The organism is Polaromonas sp. P4_H1, from assembly GCF_056400945.1.
The window spans coordinates 83469-99835 of record NZ_JBFUKG010000009.1 but is presented as its reverse complement, the minus strand read 5'-3'; the positions used below and the strand labels follow the sequence as shown (position 1 = coordinate 99835).

Below are 16367 nucleotides of genomic sequence, written 5' to 3'. Positions count from 1 at the left end.
TAGGCAATCGGGATGGATCAATTCACTGCTTTGGCAGGCTGTGCGGCAAGCGCCAGCTTGAGCCCCGCCTTGTCAAACTCCAGCGCCTGGCAATGCGTACGGGCCTGGGCGATGGCGCTCTGGGCCGCCGGCGAGGCAAGCTGCTTGCCCAGCGCCTTCTGGTAGCCGGCAATCATTTCACTGCATGCGCCTCTCATCTGCGCAATCATCTCGTCGGAGTCACAGGCCTGGCTTGAGACCGACATCAGCAAGACACCCACAACAACAACTGGGCGAACTCCAGCGAGGGGCCGGAGCAGGGTAAAAACGGGGTTCATGGTGTGACCTTTCTGGCAGCGAGCAGCAAGCTCATTTGGGTGGGAGGATTTCAAGCAGCGCCGCCGGGGTTTTCAGCCCCTTGGTGGAAGTTCCGCTTGCAGGTATTTCGGCCCAATCAGTGCTGCCTTTTTCGCAGCCCTGAAAAATCTTGAACCATAGGGGTCCGCTCTCTTTGGGAACCCGGCCCCTGAGGACAAACTCGTCGTAGTGCGCATCGGGCAATGCGCTGTCTTTGGAGGCCGCCGTCCAGGTCACTTCGGTCACGCCCTCAATGACCATGCCGCCATGGCCGTTGTCATAAGGTGTGGCCAGCTTGCCCAGGCTGGTGGATAGATTCCAGCCTGGCTTGGGCATGGGTTTGGCCCCCTGGAAACCAGCCGGTACGGTGACCCTGATCAGGTTGGTTGCAGACCCCTCGCACCCATGGGACACGAGCATGACGGCTTTGTACATGCTCAGCGCTGTTGTCGTGCGCTCCTGCAAGAGCACATGGGAAAAGGCGGGCATGGCGCCCGTCAAAACCGCGCAGCTTGCCATGATTTTTGCAGCCATTAAAAATTTCATGATGCCCTTTCAATAACCAAAAAAATTCAAAAAATAACCAAAAGTCGATTGCCGTTTGAAGCCCGGTGTCATAAAGCGTACTTCAGCTCAGCCACATAAGTGCGCTGCGGATAGGGGTGAAAGTTCCAGTACCGGTAGTTGTTGAGGTTGTCGATGCCCAGCGCCGCGCTCCACTGTTTGCTGGCCTGCCAGCGTACCCGCACATCCGTGGTGAAGTATTTGCTCGATCCCTGGTAGGCGAAGCCGTTCACGTCTGCATTGTTAAGCGTGGAAAACTGGCTGCCGCTGTAGCGGGCGCCAAAGGTGCCGGTCCAGGCTGGGTCGAACCGGTAACTGACCAGCGCAGTAGCGCGCCACACCGGCACGCGCGGCTGATATTTTCCAATGGTGTCGCCGGGCGTACTCACGAAACCAGCGTTTTCCTTGATGCGCGAGTCAGCGTAGGTCACGCTGCCGTTGAAGTCCAGGCCTTTTTGGAACACGTCGTTGCCGGTGAAAGCCGCCTCCACACCGTTGGTCTTGATGCGTCCGACGTTTTGCACCCGGCTGACATTGAGGTTGGCCGCCGGGTCAAAGGTGGTTTGCGAGTACAGCGAGTCGCGCACACTCTCGGTGAAAAAGGTCAGACGCAGCAAACCATTGCCCAGGTCCTTTTCAGCCGTGAGTTCAGTCGTCCAGGACTTTTCAGGCCGCAGGTTCGGGTCGTTGATGAACTTCGCATTGGTGGTGGAAGTCGCGCCATACAGTTCACTCACGGTCGGAAAGCGCACGGCACGGCCGGTTGAGGCCTTGAATACGGTGTCAGACGCCCACTGGTAAGAAAGCGCAGCTTTCGGAGACACGTAGCTTTCGCTACGCGAGCCGTAGCTGGTATTGGCAGCATTGCCGACGCCAAAGATGGTGAAGCCATTGGAGGCATTCCAGTTCTCGGCCCGCGCGCCCAGCACGGCTTTCCAAAGCGGCGAAAAGGTCCAGGCGTCTTGCGCATATAGGCTGCGGAGTTGGGTTTTGCCAGCCACGTCATTCGCCACCGTTCCCGGACCATCACTGATCCAGTTGCCTGCGATATTGGACTTGAGGATGCGCAGCTTGTAGCTGTCTTGCTGGTAGCCAAAGTCTGCGATGTGCGCGCCCTTGATGCCGTCGAGCCGCCAGATGCCTTTGAACGCCAGGGTGTTCCAGCCGGTACCGTTCTGGTCCTGCAGCGTGCCCGCACCACCGCGCAATGAGCCGGGTTGGGCTGTTGTCGCAGCGCGCTGCTGGTCTTTTTGGTAATCGTAGAGGCTGGCGGCAACTTCCCAGTCAAACACGCCCCGGGTGCTGGACTTGACTGACAAGCCATGCATCAGATGGGTCAGCGCATCGTTGCTGACGCCAAAGTCGCTCGCCGCCAGGGTGTAGCCCTTGCCGTCAATGCTGATGGGGCCGCTGTATACCGGCGTGCCGGCCGCATTGCGCAGGTAGCTTTGCGAGCGGTTTTCAGTGCTGTTTTTCCAGTAGCCCAGCGTGTAACTGGCGCGTACCGTGGGCGAAAAGTCATAGGCCACCTTGAATTTCAGGTGCTCCTGCTCGGTGTCATATTGCGTGGCGCCGCCCAACAACAGCCATGGGGTGTTGGTCCTATCCAGGCCCGGCACAGCGCCGGTGACCGCCACCGCGCCCGCGGCCGGAGCGGCCGTGCTGATCGCCCGCGTCGCAAAGGTCAGCGGCTGGCCGCCGCTGTGGGTGCGGTTGGCATTGATGAACCATGACCAGCCGCCGTTGCGGTTGCCCAGCGAGGCGCTCGCCTGGTTGCCGCTGAAGCGGCTGTCGGTGCCGTAAAGCTTGAAGTTCTGGGTGAAACCGCCGAGTTTGGCATGCGCTTCAAACTGCGTCGGCATGCGTGTGATGTAGTCCACCACCGCGCCGACAGAATTGCCCGGATAAGCCGCAGAAAACGGCCCGTAGAGCACGTCAACCCGCTCGATTTCTTCGGGTGTCACCAGGCCCCAGCGCGGCGCGTAGACGGTGCCATTGCCCAGGTAGTTGGACAGCAGAATGCCGTCGGCATACACCGCCGAACGCGCACTGTTGCCCGTGCCGGAGGCCCGGCTGGACAGCACGGCATGGTTGTAGTCGCCGATGTAGCGCTTGCGCACCAGCAGGCTGGGCAGGTATTTCAGCGCATCTTCGCTGTCGGTGGCGTTGATGGTCTGCTCGATCTGCTCGCGGCTCACGCCTTCAATCGTCGTCGGAATCTGCGTCGGCAATGAGGTCGGCTGGCCCCCGTTGACGGTAACCACGCCCAGGGATCTGACGGGTGCGTCCGCGGAAGCAGCGGACGTCTGCGCGGACGCAATCGGGGGGAACACCGCACCGGCAGCCAGGCTTGCCAATACGGCCGTGGCGACGCCACTGCAGGAAAACGCACCCTGTGCGCAGGAAGATGTCATGGAATCCACACTTTGAAATGAACGGTGACTAGCGCACCGGCCACAAGGTCAGCGCGCAGGAAAGCCTCACAGGAGGCGGTTCAATTCAAAGTGCAGGCGGCCCGCGGCTGAAAGGCAGCCCGGGGATGGCGGCGCCAGCGTCCGCCGGAAAGTCCACAGAGGCAACCTGGTTGCCCGGAAAGCAGGGAATGGCAAAGACCGGTAGCGGCGGCGGCGCCAACCCCATGGAGCCGCACAAGTCGCAGTGCGAGCCGGCCGCCAGCGCGTCGCCCGTGCCGGAATCCGAATGGTCAGCAAGCGCTGTGTTGACACTGCAGGTGCCGCCCAGCTTGCCGGTACGCACTTCTTCGGCCAGCATGGACACCGGCGCCAGCAGCGCGGACAGCACGGCCAGAAAGCTTAAGAAAGCTGCCAGGCGTGCCCACACAGCAAGTGGCGGGCGGGATGATGGGCGGGGTGACACGCCCAAATTATAAGTACGCGCTCGAGTCCATGGGAAGCTTGATTTGCGGATTCGGTTCAGGGAGCGCCGCCGGGTTTACTTCGCCGCATTGGAGAAAAACAGCTGCTCGCCATTGATTTTGTAGCTGGCAATGACCGCCTGCCCCGCTGGCGAAACAATCCAGTCCACAAACTTCTGCGCTTGCGCCACTTTGGTGTGCGGGTGTTTGGCCGGGTTGACCACCATGACGCCATATTGGTTGAAAAGGCGTGTGTCGCCCTCGACCAGCACGGCGAGGTCAGCCCGGTTTTTGAAGGACAGCCAGGTGCCGCGGTCTGCCAGCACATAAGCGCCTCCGCCCGGGGTATTGGCCGCAATATTGAGGGCCGGGCCCATGCCGCAGCCACAGGCCTTGTAGTTGGCGAAGCCCGGTGTTCCCGCCGGGGTCTCGATACCTGCGGTCTTCCAGTAGCGCAGTTCGGCCGCATGGGTGCCGCTCTTGTCGCCGCGCGAGACGACATTGGCATTGGCCGCCTGGAGTTTTTTCAGTGCCAGGGCAATGTCCCTGCCCTTCACCCCGGCCGGGTCGGATGCGGGACCGACGAGGACGAAGTCGTTGTACATCACCGCAAAGCGCTGGATGGCAAAGCCTTCGGCCACCAGCTTTTCTTCGGCCACCTGGTCATGCACAAACAGCACATCGGCATCACCGCGGCGGCCCATGTCGATGGCCTGGCCGGTGCCGACCGCCACCACCTTGACATCCATGCCCGTGGCCTTTTTAAACTCGGGCAGCAGGTGCGCAAACAGCCCCGACTGCTCGGTGGACGTGGTCGACGCCATCACGATGGAGGACGTCTGGGCCATCGAGGCAGTGGCCGCCAGGGCCCAGATAACGCCGGCCGCAACCCTCAGAACCCTCATGGATCTGAACCTCTGCGGCGTCATGCTCAAACCACTCATGCAAGCTCTCCCTTTAAAAAATTCTCAGCCGCCGCAGGAAGGGGTCCGTTGAAAAAAGCAGACGCCGGCAGATCCGCCACCAGGCGCCCCTGCTCCAGATAAATCACGCGGCTGGCCAGGCGCTTGACCTGGCCCAGGTTGTGGCTGCTGAAAATCAGCGTCATCCCGGCATCGGCGAATTCAGCCATCAGGCGTTCCACTTCGCGCTTGGCCGTCGGGTCCAGGCTGGCCGTGGGCTCATCCAGCAGCAGGACCTGCGGCTTCAGGGCCCAGGCCCGTGCCAATGCCACGCGCTGCTGCTGCCCGCCAGACAGGGCCTTGGCATTGCGCCCGGCCAGCTCTGCCAGCCCTACCCGCCCAAGCGCCTGCAGCGCCCGCTCGCGTGCCTGCTTCCAGGGCAGGCCATTGAGCCACAAGCCCAGGGCCACGTTGTTCAGGACGCTGGCGCGCAGCATGTAGGGGCGTTGAAACAGCATGGCCTGGCGTGCCTGCGCATCGTGCTGGAAGCTGCCCGACTGGGGGCCGACGAGCCCATGCAGCGTGCGCAGCAAGGTGCTTTTGCCGCTGCCGTTGGAGCCCACCAGGGCCAGCCGTTCACCCGCCTCGACGCGCAAGGTGCAGGCAGTGAGCGCGCGGACTTTTCCAAACTGCACGCCAACCGAATGCAAATTGAAAAGCGGCTTCATGGCTGCGCACTCCGAGCCGCAAGAACCGATGCGGGAACCGGTGCCAGGTCGGGCAAGCGGTCATCGAGTTGCTCGCGCCAGCGCCGCACCAGCGCAATCAGGATGTTGAGCAGCAGCACCACGCCCAGCAGCAGGATGCCCAGCGCCAGCGCCAGCGGCAGGTCGCCCTTGCTGGTTTCCAGCGCGATCGACGTCGTCATGACGCGGGTGAAACCGTCAATATTGCCGCCCACCACCATCACGGCCCCCACCTCCGAAATGGCACGGCCAAAGGCGGCAATCAGCACCGTCAGCAAGGCATAACGCTCGTCCCACAGCAGGATCAGGCTGCGCATGAAGCGGCGCGCGCCCAGCGACTGGAATTGTTCGCCATGGCTGCGGTCGGCGTCTTCAATGGTCTGGCGCACCAGCGCCGTGACGACCGGCAGCACGAGCACTGCCTGCGCCAGCACCATGGCCTTGAAAGAAAACAGCCAGCCCAGAAAGCCCAGCGGCCCGGTGCGCGAGAGCAGCAGATAGACCACCAGCCCGACCACCACGGAAGGCAGGGCCAGGGCGGTATTGAGCACAGCCAGCACCGCGGCACGGCCCCTGAAGCGCGACACGCCCAGCCAGGCGCCCAGCAGCAGGCCGCTGCTGCAGGCAATGGCGCAGGCACACGCGCTGACGGCCAGCGACCGCAGGACGATGCCGGCCAGTGCGGGATCCAGGGAGGTGATGAGCGAAAGAGCCGTGACGGCGCTGCTGGAAAACGTGTTCATGCCAAAAGTACTGCGCAGACTCTATCGTAGGAACGAAAGCGCGCACGCGCATCGGGAATCACCAGTTATGAATGCGTTTGCATAGGCTGCTGCGCGCCTGCACCGGCCCGCACAGGGGAGGAGCGGCCCGGTCCCCGGCATTTTGGGAGGCCTTGCGCGCCTACCCTGCACGCATAATCAGCACAGAAACCTGCATGCCATGCACAAAGTCGAACTCTCCTATCTGCTGTCCCCCCAGCGGGGTAAAGATGCCCTGATCCGCAACCCGCTGATGGACATGCTCCATGCGGTGCGCGAGGAAGGCTCCATTTCCGGCGCTTCCAGGGCGCTCGACCTGTCTTATCGCCATGTCTGGGGTGCGCTCAAGGGCTGGGAGCAGACGCTGGGACGCTCGCTGATCGTCTGGGACAAGGGCCAGCGCGCGCGCCTGACCGAGTTTGGTGAAAAACTGCTGTGGGCAGAGCGTCAGGCGCAAGCCCGGCTGGCGCCGCAGATCGAAGCCCTGACCAGCGACATTGAACGCGCCTTCTCAACCGCTTTTGACGACAATGCCCACGTCCTGACGCTCTATGCGAGCCACGATGCGGCGCTGTCGGCGCTGCGCGAGCAGGCGGGCTCCCGCGGCCTGCACCTGGACATCCGCTTCATGGGCAGCGTGGACGCGATTGCCGCACTAAACGCCGGGCGCTGCATGATGGCCGGCTTTCACACGCTGGATCAACCCGCCAGCAAGTCGGTGGCGGCGCACACCTACCGCAGCCTGCTCAAGCCCGGCTTGCACAAACTGATCGGATTTGCCCACCGCACCCAGGGCCTGATCGTGGCCAAAAACAACCCGCTGGGCATCACTGGCCTGGCGGATTTGCAACGGGCGGGCCTGCGCTATGTCAACCGCGCCGAGGGCACGGGCACGCGCGTGCTGCTGAACGAACTGCTCGCGCAGGCCGGCATGCACCCCTCCGATATACAGGGCTACGCGAGCCAGGAACCCTCGCACGCCGCCGTAGCGCAGGCCGTTGCCAGCGGCGCCGCGGATGCGGGGCTGGGCATTGAAGCGGCGGCACGCGAACAGGGTCTGGGCTTTGTGCCCCTGACCCAGGAGCGCTATCACCTGGTGTGCCTGAAGTCGGCCCTGCCCGAGCCGCAGGTGCAGGCCCTGGTGAAAGAGCTGCAAAGCCCCGAGTGGCAGGCCACCCTGGACAGGCTGCCGGGCTACCACGGCGATCTGGCCCAGAGCGGCAAGGTGCTGTCCCTGCGTGCCACCCTGCCGTGGTGGAACTACCGCAAGGAAAAAATCAATAAAAAAGAGCCCTGACCCAGTCAATTATTGGGCATAAGGGCATAAAGCTATTATTTTTATAGCGAGCAGGACCTGAATCCGCAAAAGATGTCATCGCGGTCAGGCAGGTAGAAGTTCCGGTATTTCGGGCTTTTCATGCGTGCCCGGGTGGCCATGGAGGCACCACGCAGCACCTTGTGGCTGCCAAACCAGGGCTCGGAATATTCACGATAAGGGTCGGGTGCAAAACCCGGATACGGGCGGAAGGTCGTGCCCATCCACTCCCACACATCACCCCAGCGAAAGCCACGGCGCGCCGCCGTGTGGGCGGCAACTTCCCACTCGACTTCGGCGGGCAGGCGGCGCCCGGCCCAGCGGCACCAGGCGTCAGCCTCCCACCACGTCATGTGCATGGCCGGCTGGTTGCCCAGCATGCGCATGGGCCGGCCAAAGCGGGTCTGCATGACGGCGCCGCTGGCCACGCCGATCTGGTCCACGTAACGCGGGCCCCGGCGGCCTTCGCCGGCCGCCTGGCCTTGCAGCCACTGCCAGCCTTCGGCCTGCCACAGCTCCTGGCGGTCATAGCCGCCGTCGTCCACAAACTCCACAAACTGGGCCCAGGTGACGGGCTGCGCGTCAATTTCAAACTCGGGCACGCTGATCGGGTGGACCGCCTTCTCGTTGTCAAAGGCAAAGCCACTGCCCTGCGCCCCGCCGGCGCTGCCCATCTGCCAGACTGTCGCCGGAATCAGCAGCGGTTCGCGCACCGCCATCGGCGCCGGGGTCAAGGCCTCCTGCAAAGGCCTGTCCAGCGGCAGCCCCAGGGTCTGGGCCGTATAGACAAAAGCTTCGCCATGCATGTCCTCATGGAAGAGGCAGAGGCGGTAAAAATACAGGGCCTCGTCATCCTCTGCCGCCTTGCCCAGCAAATCCAGCGTGCTTTCCAGCGTGTCCAGCAAATACGCACGGCAGCCGCTCATGTCGGGCACATCCAGCGTCCAGCGCGTGTCGTGCGGCACATGGGTGGAATCCCACCAGCGATCGGCGTTCGGCTCGATGGACGCCAGCCGGGGATGGGCGGGCTCACAGCGCGTTCCCAGCGCGCGCTGCATGTTGCGGCCGATCCACCACTCCTGAAACCAGCCCACATGGCCCAGCTCCCACAAGGGGGGATTGATCGTGGCCAGTTGCGGGACGGCGAAATTCACCCCCTCCAGCGCCTTCTGGTACTGGGCAAAGAGGTGCAGCGTATGATTGCGCGCATCCATCAGCGCCAGCGACAGCAGCTCCCGCCCCGCACTGCGTATCAGGGAAGAATCGATCAGGTCTGAGGTGGCCATGGCGGGTGAACTTTCCGGCGAGCCGGATGACGGGTGGGGTATGGAATCTGAAACCAAAACAGTAGTCCTCGTAAGCCCGGCGACGGCCGACGCCAACAACGGCAACTGGCATACCGCGCACCGCTGGGCCCAATTTCTATCGAGTCATTGTGACATCGCATTGACCTCGACGTGGACGTCTCCCCCGCAAGCGCTGGCGGCCCGGAGCCCCGCCCCCCAGGCCATGATCGCCCTGCACGCCCGCCGCTCGGCCCCCTCCATCCAGGCCTGGGCGAAGGCATACCCGGACAAACCACTGATTGTGGTGCTGACCGGCACCGATCTCTACCGCGACATCCATACCGACGCCGATGCACAGCAATCACTGGCGCTTGCGTCCCGGCTGGTGGTGCTGCAGGAAGCCGGCCTGGCCGCGCTGCCCGCCGCATGGCGCGGCAAGGCGCAGGTGGTGTACCAGTCAGCCCCGGCGCTACGGCCTGCCGTCAAGTCCAGTCGCAGCTTCCGTGCGCTGATGGTCGGCCATTTGCGCGAAGAAAAGGATCCCCTGACCTTCATGGAGGCCGCTTGCCGGGACTACCCGCCCGGCATTCATTTTGACCAGATCGGCCTGGCGCTGGCGCCCCGGTTTGAAGAGGCGGCCCGCGCGACCGCGCGGCGCACGCCACGCTACCGCTGGCTGGGTGGCCTGCCGCGCGCGGAAACGCGCCAGCGCATCAAGCGGGCGCATGTGCTGGTGAACTGCTCCCGGATGGAGGGGGGAGCCCACGTCATCCTGGAAGCCGTCCAGTCGGGCACGCCGGTGCTGGCTTCGCGCATCAGCGGCAATATGGGCATGCTGGGGGCCGACTATGCGGGCTACTTTGCACTGGGCGACGACGCACAGCTTGCCGCGCTGGTGCGGCGCTGCGCGCTTGAGCCGGATTTCCTGGCGCTGCTGCAAAAGCAATGCGGGCAGCGCGCGTATCTGTTTGACCCTCGGGAGGAAAAACGCCTTGTCATAAACTTGGTGACTTCTGCCCTGGGGCAGCCCCCTCACACCGCGCCCCGCCAGCCCGCCTGAAAGACTCATCATGAATGCGCCCGACCCGATTTCGACAACGACCCCGCCCGCCACGCCCCGATTGACCAGCCTTTCGCACGGCGGCGGCTGTGGCTGCAAGATTGCCCCGGGCGTGCTCAGCGAGATCCTCAAAAATTCCAGCAACCTGCCGATCCCGCCACAGTTGCTGGTCGGCATTGAAACCGCTGACGACGCCGCCGTTTACCAGCTCAATGACGAGCAGGCGCTGATCGCCACCACCGACTTCTTCATGCCCATCGTGGACGACCCCTACGACTTCGGCCGCATCGCCGCAACCAACGCGATCAGCGACGTGTATGCCATGGGTGGCACGCCCATCATGGCGCTGGGCCTGGTGGGCATGCCCATCAACGTGCTGCCGCTGGAAACCATTGGCGCCATCCTGCGCGGCGGGCAGGATGTCTGCCGCGATGCCGGCATTCCGATTGCGGGCGGCCACACCATTGATTCGGTGGAACCGATCTATGGCCTCGTCGTGATGGGCCTGGTTCACCCCTCGCGGGTCAAGAAAAACTCGGGCGCCCGCGCCGGCGACGTGCTGGTGCTGGGCAAACCCCTAGGCATCGGCATTCTGTCGGCTGCGCTCAAGAAGGAAGTCCTTCCCGCCGAAGGATATGCCCGCATGATCGCCCTGACCACCCAGCTCAACAAGCCCGGTATCGCACTGGCCCAGCTCGAAGGCGTGCATGCGCTGACCGACATCACGGGCTTCGGCCTGGCCGGCCACGGGCTGGAACTGGCGCGCGGCGCCGGCCTGCAGGCCAGGCTCGAGTGGTCCCGCATCCCGCTCATCGCCGGTGCGCGCGAACTGGCGGCGCAAGGCTGCATCACCGGCGCGTCGGGGCGCAACTGGGCCAGTTATGGCCAGGAGATCACCTTGCCCTCCTCCTTTGCCGAGGTGGACCGGGCGCTGCTCAGCGATCCGCAAACCTCCGGCGGCTTGCTGGTGTCCTGCAGCCCGGATGCTGCAGCCGAGGTCATGGCGATTTTTCAGGCCCAGGGTTTTGGCGAGGCCGCCGTGATTGGCGAGGTCACCACGGGGCATGGCCTTAGCGTCTACTGACACTAAAAACTAACGCCCGGTCTGCTGCGCCGGAATAAGGCCCGAACACAGGGCCGGGCAGCGCAAGAAAACTAGGGTAAACCCGAAACTTTTTTGTCAGTCTTTATTCAGTGGCGCACGAGGCAGACAGCGTACCATTCAGGCCTTGGTGACCGCTCGCGGGCACTTCTTCATTCAAAAAAAACTTTTCGGAGACAGTCCGTGTCCGCATTACTCAAACTCGCCCTCGCCTATGACTGGATTTCCACCCGGTTTGGCAAAATCGCCGCCTGGACGGTGCTGCTGGCCGCGCTGATTTCAGCCGGCAACGCCTTCGTGCGTTATGGCCTGGACATCAGCTCCAATGCCTGGCTCGAAATCCAGTGGTATCTGTTCGCGGCCATGGTCATGCTGGGTGCGCCAGTGGTGCTCAAGCTCAATGAGCATGTGCGCGTCGACATCATTTACGGCAAGCTCAAGGGTTACGGGCCTGTCTATGTCGACCTGTTTGGCCTGATCTTCTTTCTGCTTCCCGTCATGGGCCTGTTGTCCTACCTGAGCTGGCCGCTGTTTGTGAGCATGTACCAGTCGGGCGAGATGTCGCCCAATGCCGGTGGCCTGATCCGCTGGCCCGCCATGCTGCTGCTGCCGCTCGGTTTCGGCCTGATGTTTGTCCAGGGCCTGTCCGAAATCATCAAGCGCATCTGCTACCTGCAGGGCAAGTTCGAGATGGACACCCACTACGAAAAGCCGGTTCAATAACCCGCTCCATCGTTCATCCAGAAAAAAATACTCTCAGGACCACCAAATGCAGATGGAAAATTTTGCCCCGATCATGTTCGCGGGCCTCGTGCTGATCATGCTGATCGGCTTCCCGGTCGCCTTCTCGCTAGCCGCACTTGGGCTGGGCTCAGGCTTCCTGGCCATTCAGATGGGCTGGTTCCCGGCCAGCTTCATGTCCAACCTTCCGCTCAACATGTTCGGCATCCTGTCGAACGAGTTGCTGCTGGCCATTCCCTTCTTTACCTTCATGGGCGCCATCCTGGAGAAGTGCGGGCTGGCGGAAGACATGCTTGACTCCATGGGTCAGCTGTTTGGCCCGGCCAAGGGCGGGCTGGGCTACTCGGTCATTATTGTCGGCTTCATCCTGGGCGCCATCACCGGCACAGTCGCCGGCCAGGTGATTGCCATGGCGTTGATCTCGCTGCCCGTAATGATCCGCTACGGCTACAACATGCGTTATGCCACCGGTGTGCTGGCCGCCTCCGGCACCATCACCCAGCTGGTACCGCCGTCGCTGGTGCTGATTGTCATGGCCGACCAGCTGGGCCGCTCCGTCGGCGACATGTACAAGGGCGCTTGGGGCCCCTCCATCCTTCAGGTGCTGATTTTTGCCGGCTACACCTTCATGCTGGGTGTCTTCAAACCCCACCATATACCAGGCGTGCCCAAAGATGCCCGTACCCTGAACGGCTGGCCCCTGTGGGCCAAATGCCTGCGCGGCATCATCCCGTCTGCAATTCTCATTTTCGCCGTGCTGGGTTCCATGGGCGGTCTGCCAGGAATCAACACCGCCATCGCTACTCCTACGGAAGCCGGCGCCATGGGCGTGGTGGGCGCGCTGATCCTGGCGGCCATGCATAAGCGACTGACCCGCGCGCTGATCTGGGAAGCCATGCTCGGTACCATGCGGCTGACCGCCATGGTGGTGTTTATCCTGATCGGCGCTCGCGTCTTTTCCATGGTGTTTCAGGGAGTGGACGGCGCCAAATGGGTGGAGCACATGCTCAGTGGCCTGCCCGGTGGTCAGACCGGCTTCCTGATCGCTGTCAACCTCTTTATTTTCTTCCTGGCCTTCTTCCTCGACTTCTTCGAGATCGCCTTCATCATCCTGCCCATGCTCGGCCCCGTCGCCGACAAGCTGGGCATTGACCTGATCTGGTTCGGCGTGCTGCTGTGCGTGAACATGCAGACCAGCTTCATGCATCCACCGTTCGGCTTTGCGCTGTTTTACCTGCGCGGTATTGCCGACACGCTGTTCAAGGAAGGCCGCATTCCCAAAGCCATCAAGTCCAACGACATCTACCTCGGCGCCATTCCCTGGGTAGCGATGCAGCTGGTGCTCGTGACGATTGTGATTTTCGTGCCGCAAACCGTCACCGTGTTTCTCGACAAAGAGGAAAAGATCGACATCGACAAGGTGAAGATCGAGATGCCCGCTGAAGCCATCGATGACAAGCCTGCCGAGCTCAATCCGGGCGAAACGCAGGGTCAGCGCGACACCCAGAACGCCGCCGACGAGCAGAAGAAGCTCGACGAGCTGTTCAAGAAATGAACAACACCCCTCTTGAAGCGCTGGGGCCACCGCCCTTTCGCTTCACGCCCTCCGGAGCCCCTGCGGTCGAAGGTCCCGCCTTTTCGCGCCTGTTCAAGCTGCTGGCCAGTGCCGTGGTATTCGGAGCGGCGGGCTGGTTTGCACAACTGTGGTGGGGCGGCAAGGTGACGGGCGGCGCAGCTTCCATGCTGGTCTGGGTGCTGGCCGCGATGGCAATGATGTTCTACACATGGTGGTGCATCCTGCGCAGCGTCACCCGGCTTGACGGGCAGATGCTGCAGCAGACGTGGATCTGGAACAAAAAGATGGAGCTGCGCGAGCTGGCCTTCGGCAAACTGATCCGCGTGCCCGGCCTGGACTGGCTGATCGCGCCGCGGCTGTATGTGCGTACCCTGATGGGCAAGTTCGACGTGTTCTACGCCGCCGACCCACAGATGATCGCCCAATTCGAACGCCTGATTGCAGAACTCAAGGCATTCCGCAACCGCCCATGAAAAAGCCGCCCGAAGGCGGCTTTGACTTGCGGGAGGGCGAGCGGGAAATCCTCAGAGCTTTTGCGCCTGCATGAAGCGGTCGAAGGTGCCTTCGGTGAAGCGGAACCACAGGTTCTGGTCAGCCCGGAACTTGGACAGGTCGGCGTAAATCTTCTTGAAGCTTTCGTTCTTGGCCGAGGTTTCTTCGTAGATCGTCATGGAATGCTTGAACGCTTCGTTCATCATGTCCGTCGGGAACGGCCGCAGCTTGGCGCCACTGGCGACCAGCTGTTTCAGCGCCAGCGGATTGCGGGCGTCGTACTTGGCCTGGATGTCGATGTGAGCCTGCGAGCACGCGGCCTCGACAATGCCCTTGTTTTCAGCCGACAGGCTGTCCCAGGCCTTCTGGTTGATAAAGAAATCCAGTTGCGCAGAGCCTTCCCAGAAACCGGGATAGTAGTAAAACGGGGCGACCTTCACAAAGCCCAGCTTCTGGTCATCGTAAGGGCCAACCCACTCGGCCGCGTCGATCGTGCCCTTTTCAAGCGAGGTGTAGATTTCACCGCCCGGAATGTTCTGCGGCACCACACCCATGCGTTCCATGACCTTGCCGGCGAAGCCGCCGATGCGGAACTTCAGGCCCTTCAGGTCCTTGACGCTTTTGATCTCCTTGCGGAACCAGCCACCCATCTGGGCACCCGTGTTGCCGCCGGGGAAGTTGATGATGTTGTATTTGGCGTAGAACTCGCGCATCAGCTTCAGGCCGTTGCCTTCGTACATCCAGGCGGTGAGCTGGCGGCTGTTCAGGCCGAACGGAATCGCGCAACCCAGCGTAAAGGTTTCGTCCTTGCCGAAAAAGTAATAAGGCGCGGTTTGGGCCATTTCCACCGAACCCTGCTGCACGCCATCCACCACGCCAAAAGCAGGCATCAGCTCGCCGGCGGCGTGGGTGGAGATTTCAAACTTGCCGCCGGACATGGTGCGCACGGCTTTGGCAAAGGTCTCGGCACCGCCAAACAGCGTGTCCAGCGACTTGGGGAAGCTCGACGCCAGGCGCCAACGAATGGCCGCCTGCGCATGTACCGCGGGTGCAACACCGGCAGCCAGCACACCGGCGATACCGGCGTTTTTGATGAGTGAGCGACGATCCATGTTGTACTCCTGGGGAATGTGTCAACTAACAACAAAAACAAAACAATTTTTCTGCCTCATTTCCGCCTCACCCGATAGCCATCACGCGGATTCATGACCCGTTTTTTCTGACTTCACGGGCGGCGAGAAACCTATTTGAACATATCTTTTCCCCGCGAAATAGTCACCGCCCGCAGACAAATCTCCCATAAAAAAACCGCATCGAAATGCGGTTTTTTAAAAAGGGCCGGAGTCTCAGGCCGGAGTCTTCAATTACAGTTTTTGTTCCTGCATGAAGCGGTCAAACGTGCCCTCGGTGAAACGGAACCACAGGTGCTGCTCGGCACGGAACTTCGAAAAGTCAGCGTAGACCTTGCGCCAGTTCTCGTTCTTGGCCGACAACTCGCTGTACAGCTCCATGGACTCCTTGAAAGCGGCGTTCATCACGTCCTTGGGGAAGGGGCGCAACTTGGTACCGGCCCCCACCAACTGCTTGAGCGCAGCAGGGTTGCGGGCATCGTACTTGGCCTGCATGTCAGAGTGGGCCTGGGCTGCCGCTGCTTCCACAATCGCCTTGTTTTCCGGGGACAGTGCTTCAAATGCCTTGTTGTTGATGAAGAAGTCCAACTGGGGACCACCTTCCCACCAGCCTGGGTAGTAGTAGTTGGGCGCCACCTTGTTGAAGCCCAGCTTCTGGTCATCGTACGGACCCACCCATTCGGCGGCGTCGATCGTGCCTTTTTCCAGCGCGGCATAAATCTCGCCTCCAGGAATGTTCTGGGGCACGCCGCCAATGCGCTCAAGCACTTTGCCACCGAAGCCACCGATGCGCATTTTCATGCCCTTGATGTCCTTGAGCGACTTGATTTCCTTGCGGTACCAACCACCCATCTGGGCGCCGGTATTGCCGCCGGGGAAATTGATAATGTTGAACTTGGCGTAGAACTCGCGCATCAGCTTCATGCCGTTGCCCTCGTACATCCAGGCCGTCATCTGGCGGCTGTTCAGGCCGAAAGGAATGGCGCAGCCCAGCGCAAAGGTTTCGTCCTTGCCAAAGAAATAGTAAGGCGCTGTGTGGGCGCATTCAATGGAGCCCTGCTGTACGCCATCGACCACGCCAAAAGCCGGCATCAATTCGCCAGCGGCATGCACCGAGATTTCAAACTTGCCGCCCGACATGGCTTTGACGGATTTGGCGAAGATGTCAGCCGCACCAAAAATGGTGTCCAGCGACTTGGGGAAGCTCGAAGCCAGCCGCCAGCGAATGGCAGCCTGCGCATGCACTGCGGGTGCGACACCGGCTGCCAGCACACCGGCCAAGCCGGCATTTTTGATAAGGGAACGACGATCCATGAAGTCTCTCCTAGAACGTTATGTAATGTTTTGCTAGACCTTGATTCGCCAGAACCGTGCTCAGGAGGTCAAGACATTGCAAGACAACCTGTAACGATCAGGCGAAGCCTCGACATTTTGTCAGTTTAAAAATCACCGGACCCCGGTTTTTACCCGTAGACGCTCAT

16 protein-coding genes are annotated in these 16367 nt (G+C 61.9%); 6 read left to right on the top strand and 10 right to left on the bottom strand.

All coding sequences use genetic code 11. From position 1 onward, the window contains the following. Positions 1 to 17: 17 nt before the first annotated feature. The 7 genes from AC1DS5_RS13240 to AC1DS5_RS13210 form a co-directional block, all read right to left on the bottom strand. Positions 18 to 317, bottom strand: coding sequence for a hypothetical protein (locus AC1DS5_RS13240; protein WP_477718726.1), 300 nt, complete (start codon positions 315 to 317; stop codon positions 18 to 20). Positions 318 to 348: 31 nt separating this feature from the next. After that, positions 349 to 882 carry a YcnI family copper-binding membrane protein gene (locus tag AC1DS5_RS13235; RefSeq protein ID WP_477718725.1) on the bottom strand — a complete coding sequence of 178 codons (534 nt, stop codon included), beginning with the start codon at positions 880 to 882 and terminating at the stop codon, positions 349 to 351. Positions 883 to 950: 68 nt separating this feature from the next. Continuing rightward, the gene (locus AC1DS5_RS13230; RefSeq protein WP_477718724.1) at positions 951 to 3314 is read right to left on the bottom strand and encodes a TonB-dependent receptor; all 2364 of its coding nucleotides are present in this window, start codon (positions 3312 to 3314) and stop codon (positions 951 to 953) included. An 85-nt stretch (positions 3315 to 3399) separates the two neighbouring features. After that, positions 3400 to 3741 carry a DUF2946 family protein gene (locus AC1DS5_RS13225; RefSeq protein WP_477718841.1) on the bottom strand — a complete coding sequence of 114 codons (342 nt, stop codon included), beginning with the start codon at positions 3739 to 3741 and terminating at the stop codon, positions 3400 to 3402. Between the two features lie 111 nt (positions 3742 to 3852). Next, positions 3853 to 4680, bottom strand: coding sequence for an ABC transporter substrate-binding protein (locus AC1DS5_RS13220; RefSeq protein WP_477718723.1), 828 nt, complete (start codon positions 4678 to 4680; stop codon positions 3853 to 3855). Between the two features lie 35 nt (positions 4681 to 4715). Then, complete coding sequence (locus AC1DS5_RS13215) at positions 4716 to 5405, bottom strand: ABC transporter ATP-binding protein (protein WP_477718722.1); 690 nt, start codon at positions 5403 to 5405, stop codon at positions 4716 to 4718. Then, positions 5402 to 6166, bottom strand: coding sequence for an ABC transporter permease (locus AC1DS5_RS13210; protein WP_477718721.1), 765 nt, complete (start codon positions 6164 to 6166; stop codon positions 5402 to 5404). Before AC1DS5_RS13210 ends, AC1DS5_RS13215 begins: the two co-directional genes overlap by 4 nt. Positions 6167 to 6365: 199 nt before the next feature. Here AC1DS5_RS13210 and AC1DS5_RS13205 point away from each other — a divergent pair, with 199 nt between their 5' ends. Continuing rightward, positions 6366 to 7481 carry a substrate-binding domain-containing protein gene (locus tag AC1DS5_RS13205; protein ID WP_477718720.1) on the top strand — a complete coding sequence of 372 codons (1116 nt, stop codon included), beginning with the start codon at positions 6366 to 6368 and terminating at the stop codon, positions 7479 to 7481. Positions 7482 to 7522: 41 nt separating this feature from the next. On the opposite strand, the gene senA is transcribed toward AC1DS5_RS13205, so the two are convergent. Then, on the bottom strand, positions 7523 to 8785 hold the full coding sequence (gene senA, locus AC1DS5_RS13200; protein WP_477718719.1) for a selenoneine synthase SenA: 1263 nt from the start codon (positions 8783 to 8785) through the stop codon (positions 7523 to 7525). 40 nt (positions 8786 to 8825) lie between these two features. Between senA and senB the strand changes: the two genes are divergently transcribed. From senB to AC1DS5_RS13175, 5 genes are all read left to right on the top strand, one after another. After that, on the top strand, positions 8826 to 9845 hold the full coding sequence (gene senB / locus AC1DS5_RS13195) for a selenoneine biosynthesis selenosugar synthase SenB (protein ID WP_477718718.1): 1020 nt from the start codon (positions 8826 to 8828) through the stop codon (positions 9843 to 9845). Positions 9846 to 9855: 10 nt separating this feature from the next. Next, positions 9856 to 10929, top strand: coding sequence for a selenide, water dikinase SelD (selD, locus tag AC1DS5_RS13190; RefSeq protein WP_477718717.1), 1074 nt, complete (start codon positions 9856 to 9858; stop codon positions 10927 to 10929). 201 nt (positions 10930 to 11130) lie between these two features. Beyond that, positions 11131 to 11670 (top strand): TRAP transporter small permease subunit, encoded by a 540-nt coding sequence (locus tag AC1DS5_RS13185; RefSeq protein WP_477718716.1) that lies wholly within the window; start codon positions 11131 to 11133, stop codon positions 11668 to 11670. A 46-nt stretch (positions 11671 to 11716) separates the two neighbouring features. Next, entirely contained in the window at positions 11717 to 13243 is a 1527-nt protein-coding gene (locus tag AC1DS5_RS13180) for a TRAP transporter large permease (RefSeq protein WP_477718715.1), read from the top strand. After that, positions 13240 to 13737, top strand: a complete 498-nt coding sequence (locus AC1DS5_RS13175) for a hypothetical protein (RefSeq protein WP_477718714.1) — start codon at positions 13240 to 13242, stop codon at positions 13735 to 13737. The genes AC1DS5_RS13180 and AC1DS5_RS13175 overlap by 4 nt, the downstream gene beginning before the upstream one ends. A gap of 51 nt (positions 13738 to 13788) precedes the next feature. Here the strand turns inward: AC1DS5_RS13175 and AC1DS5_RS13170 are convergent, their stop codons facing one another. Then, positions 13789 to 14868, bottom strand: coding sequence for a TRAP transporter substrate-binding protein (locus tag AC1DS5_RS13170; RefSeq protein WP_477718713.1), 1080 nt, complete (start codon positions 14866 to 14868; stop codon positions 13789 to 13791). Between the two features lie 252 nt (positions 14869 to 15120). Beyond that, positions 15121 to 16200 (bottom strand): TRAP transporter substrate-binding protein, encoded by a 1080-nt coding sequence (locus AC1DS5_RS13165; protein ID WP_477718712.1) that lies wholly within the window; start codon positions 16198 to 16200, stop codon positions 15121 to 15123. Positions 16201 to 16367: the final 167 nt, after the last annotated feature.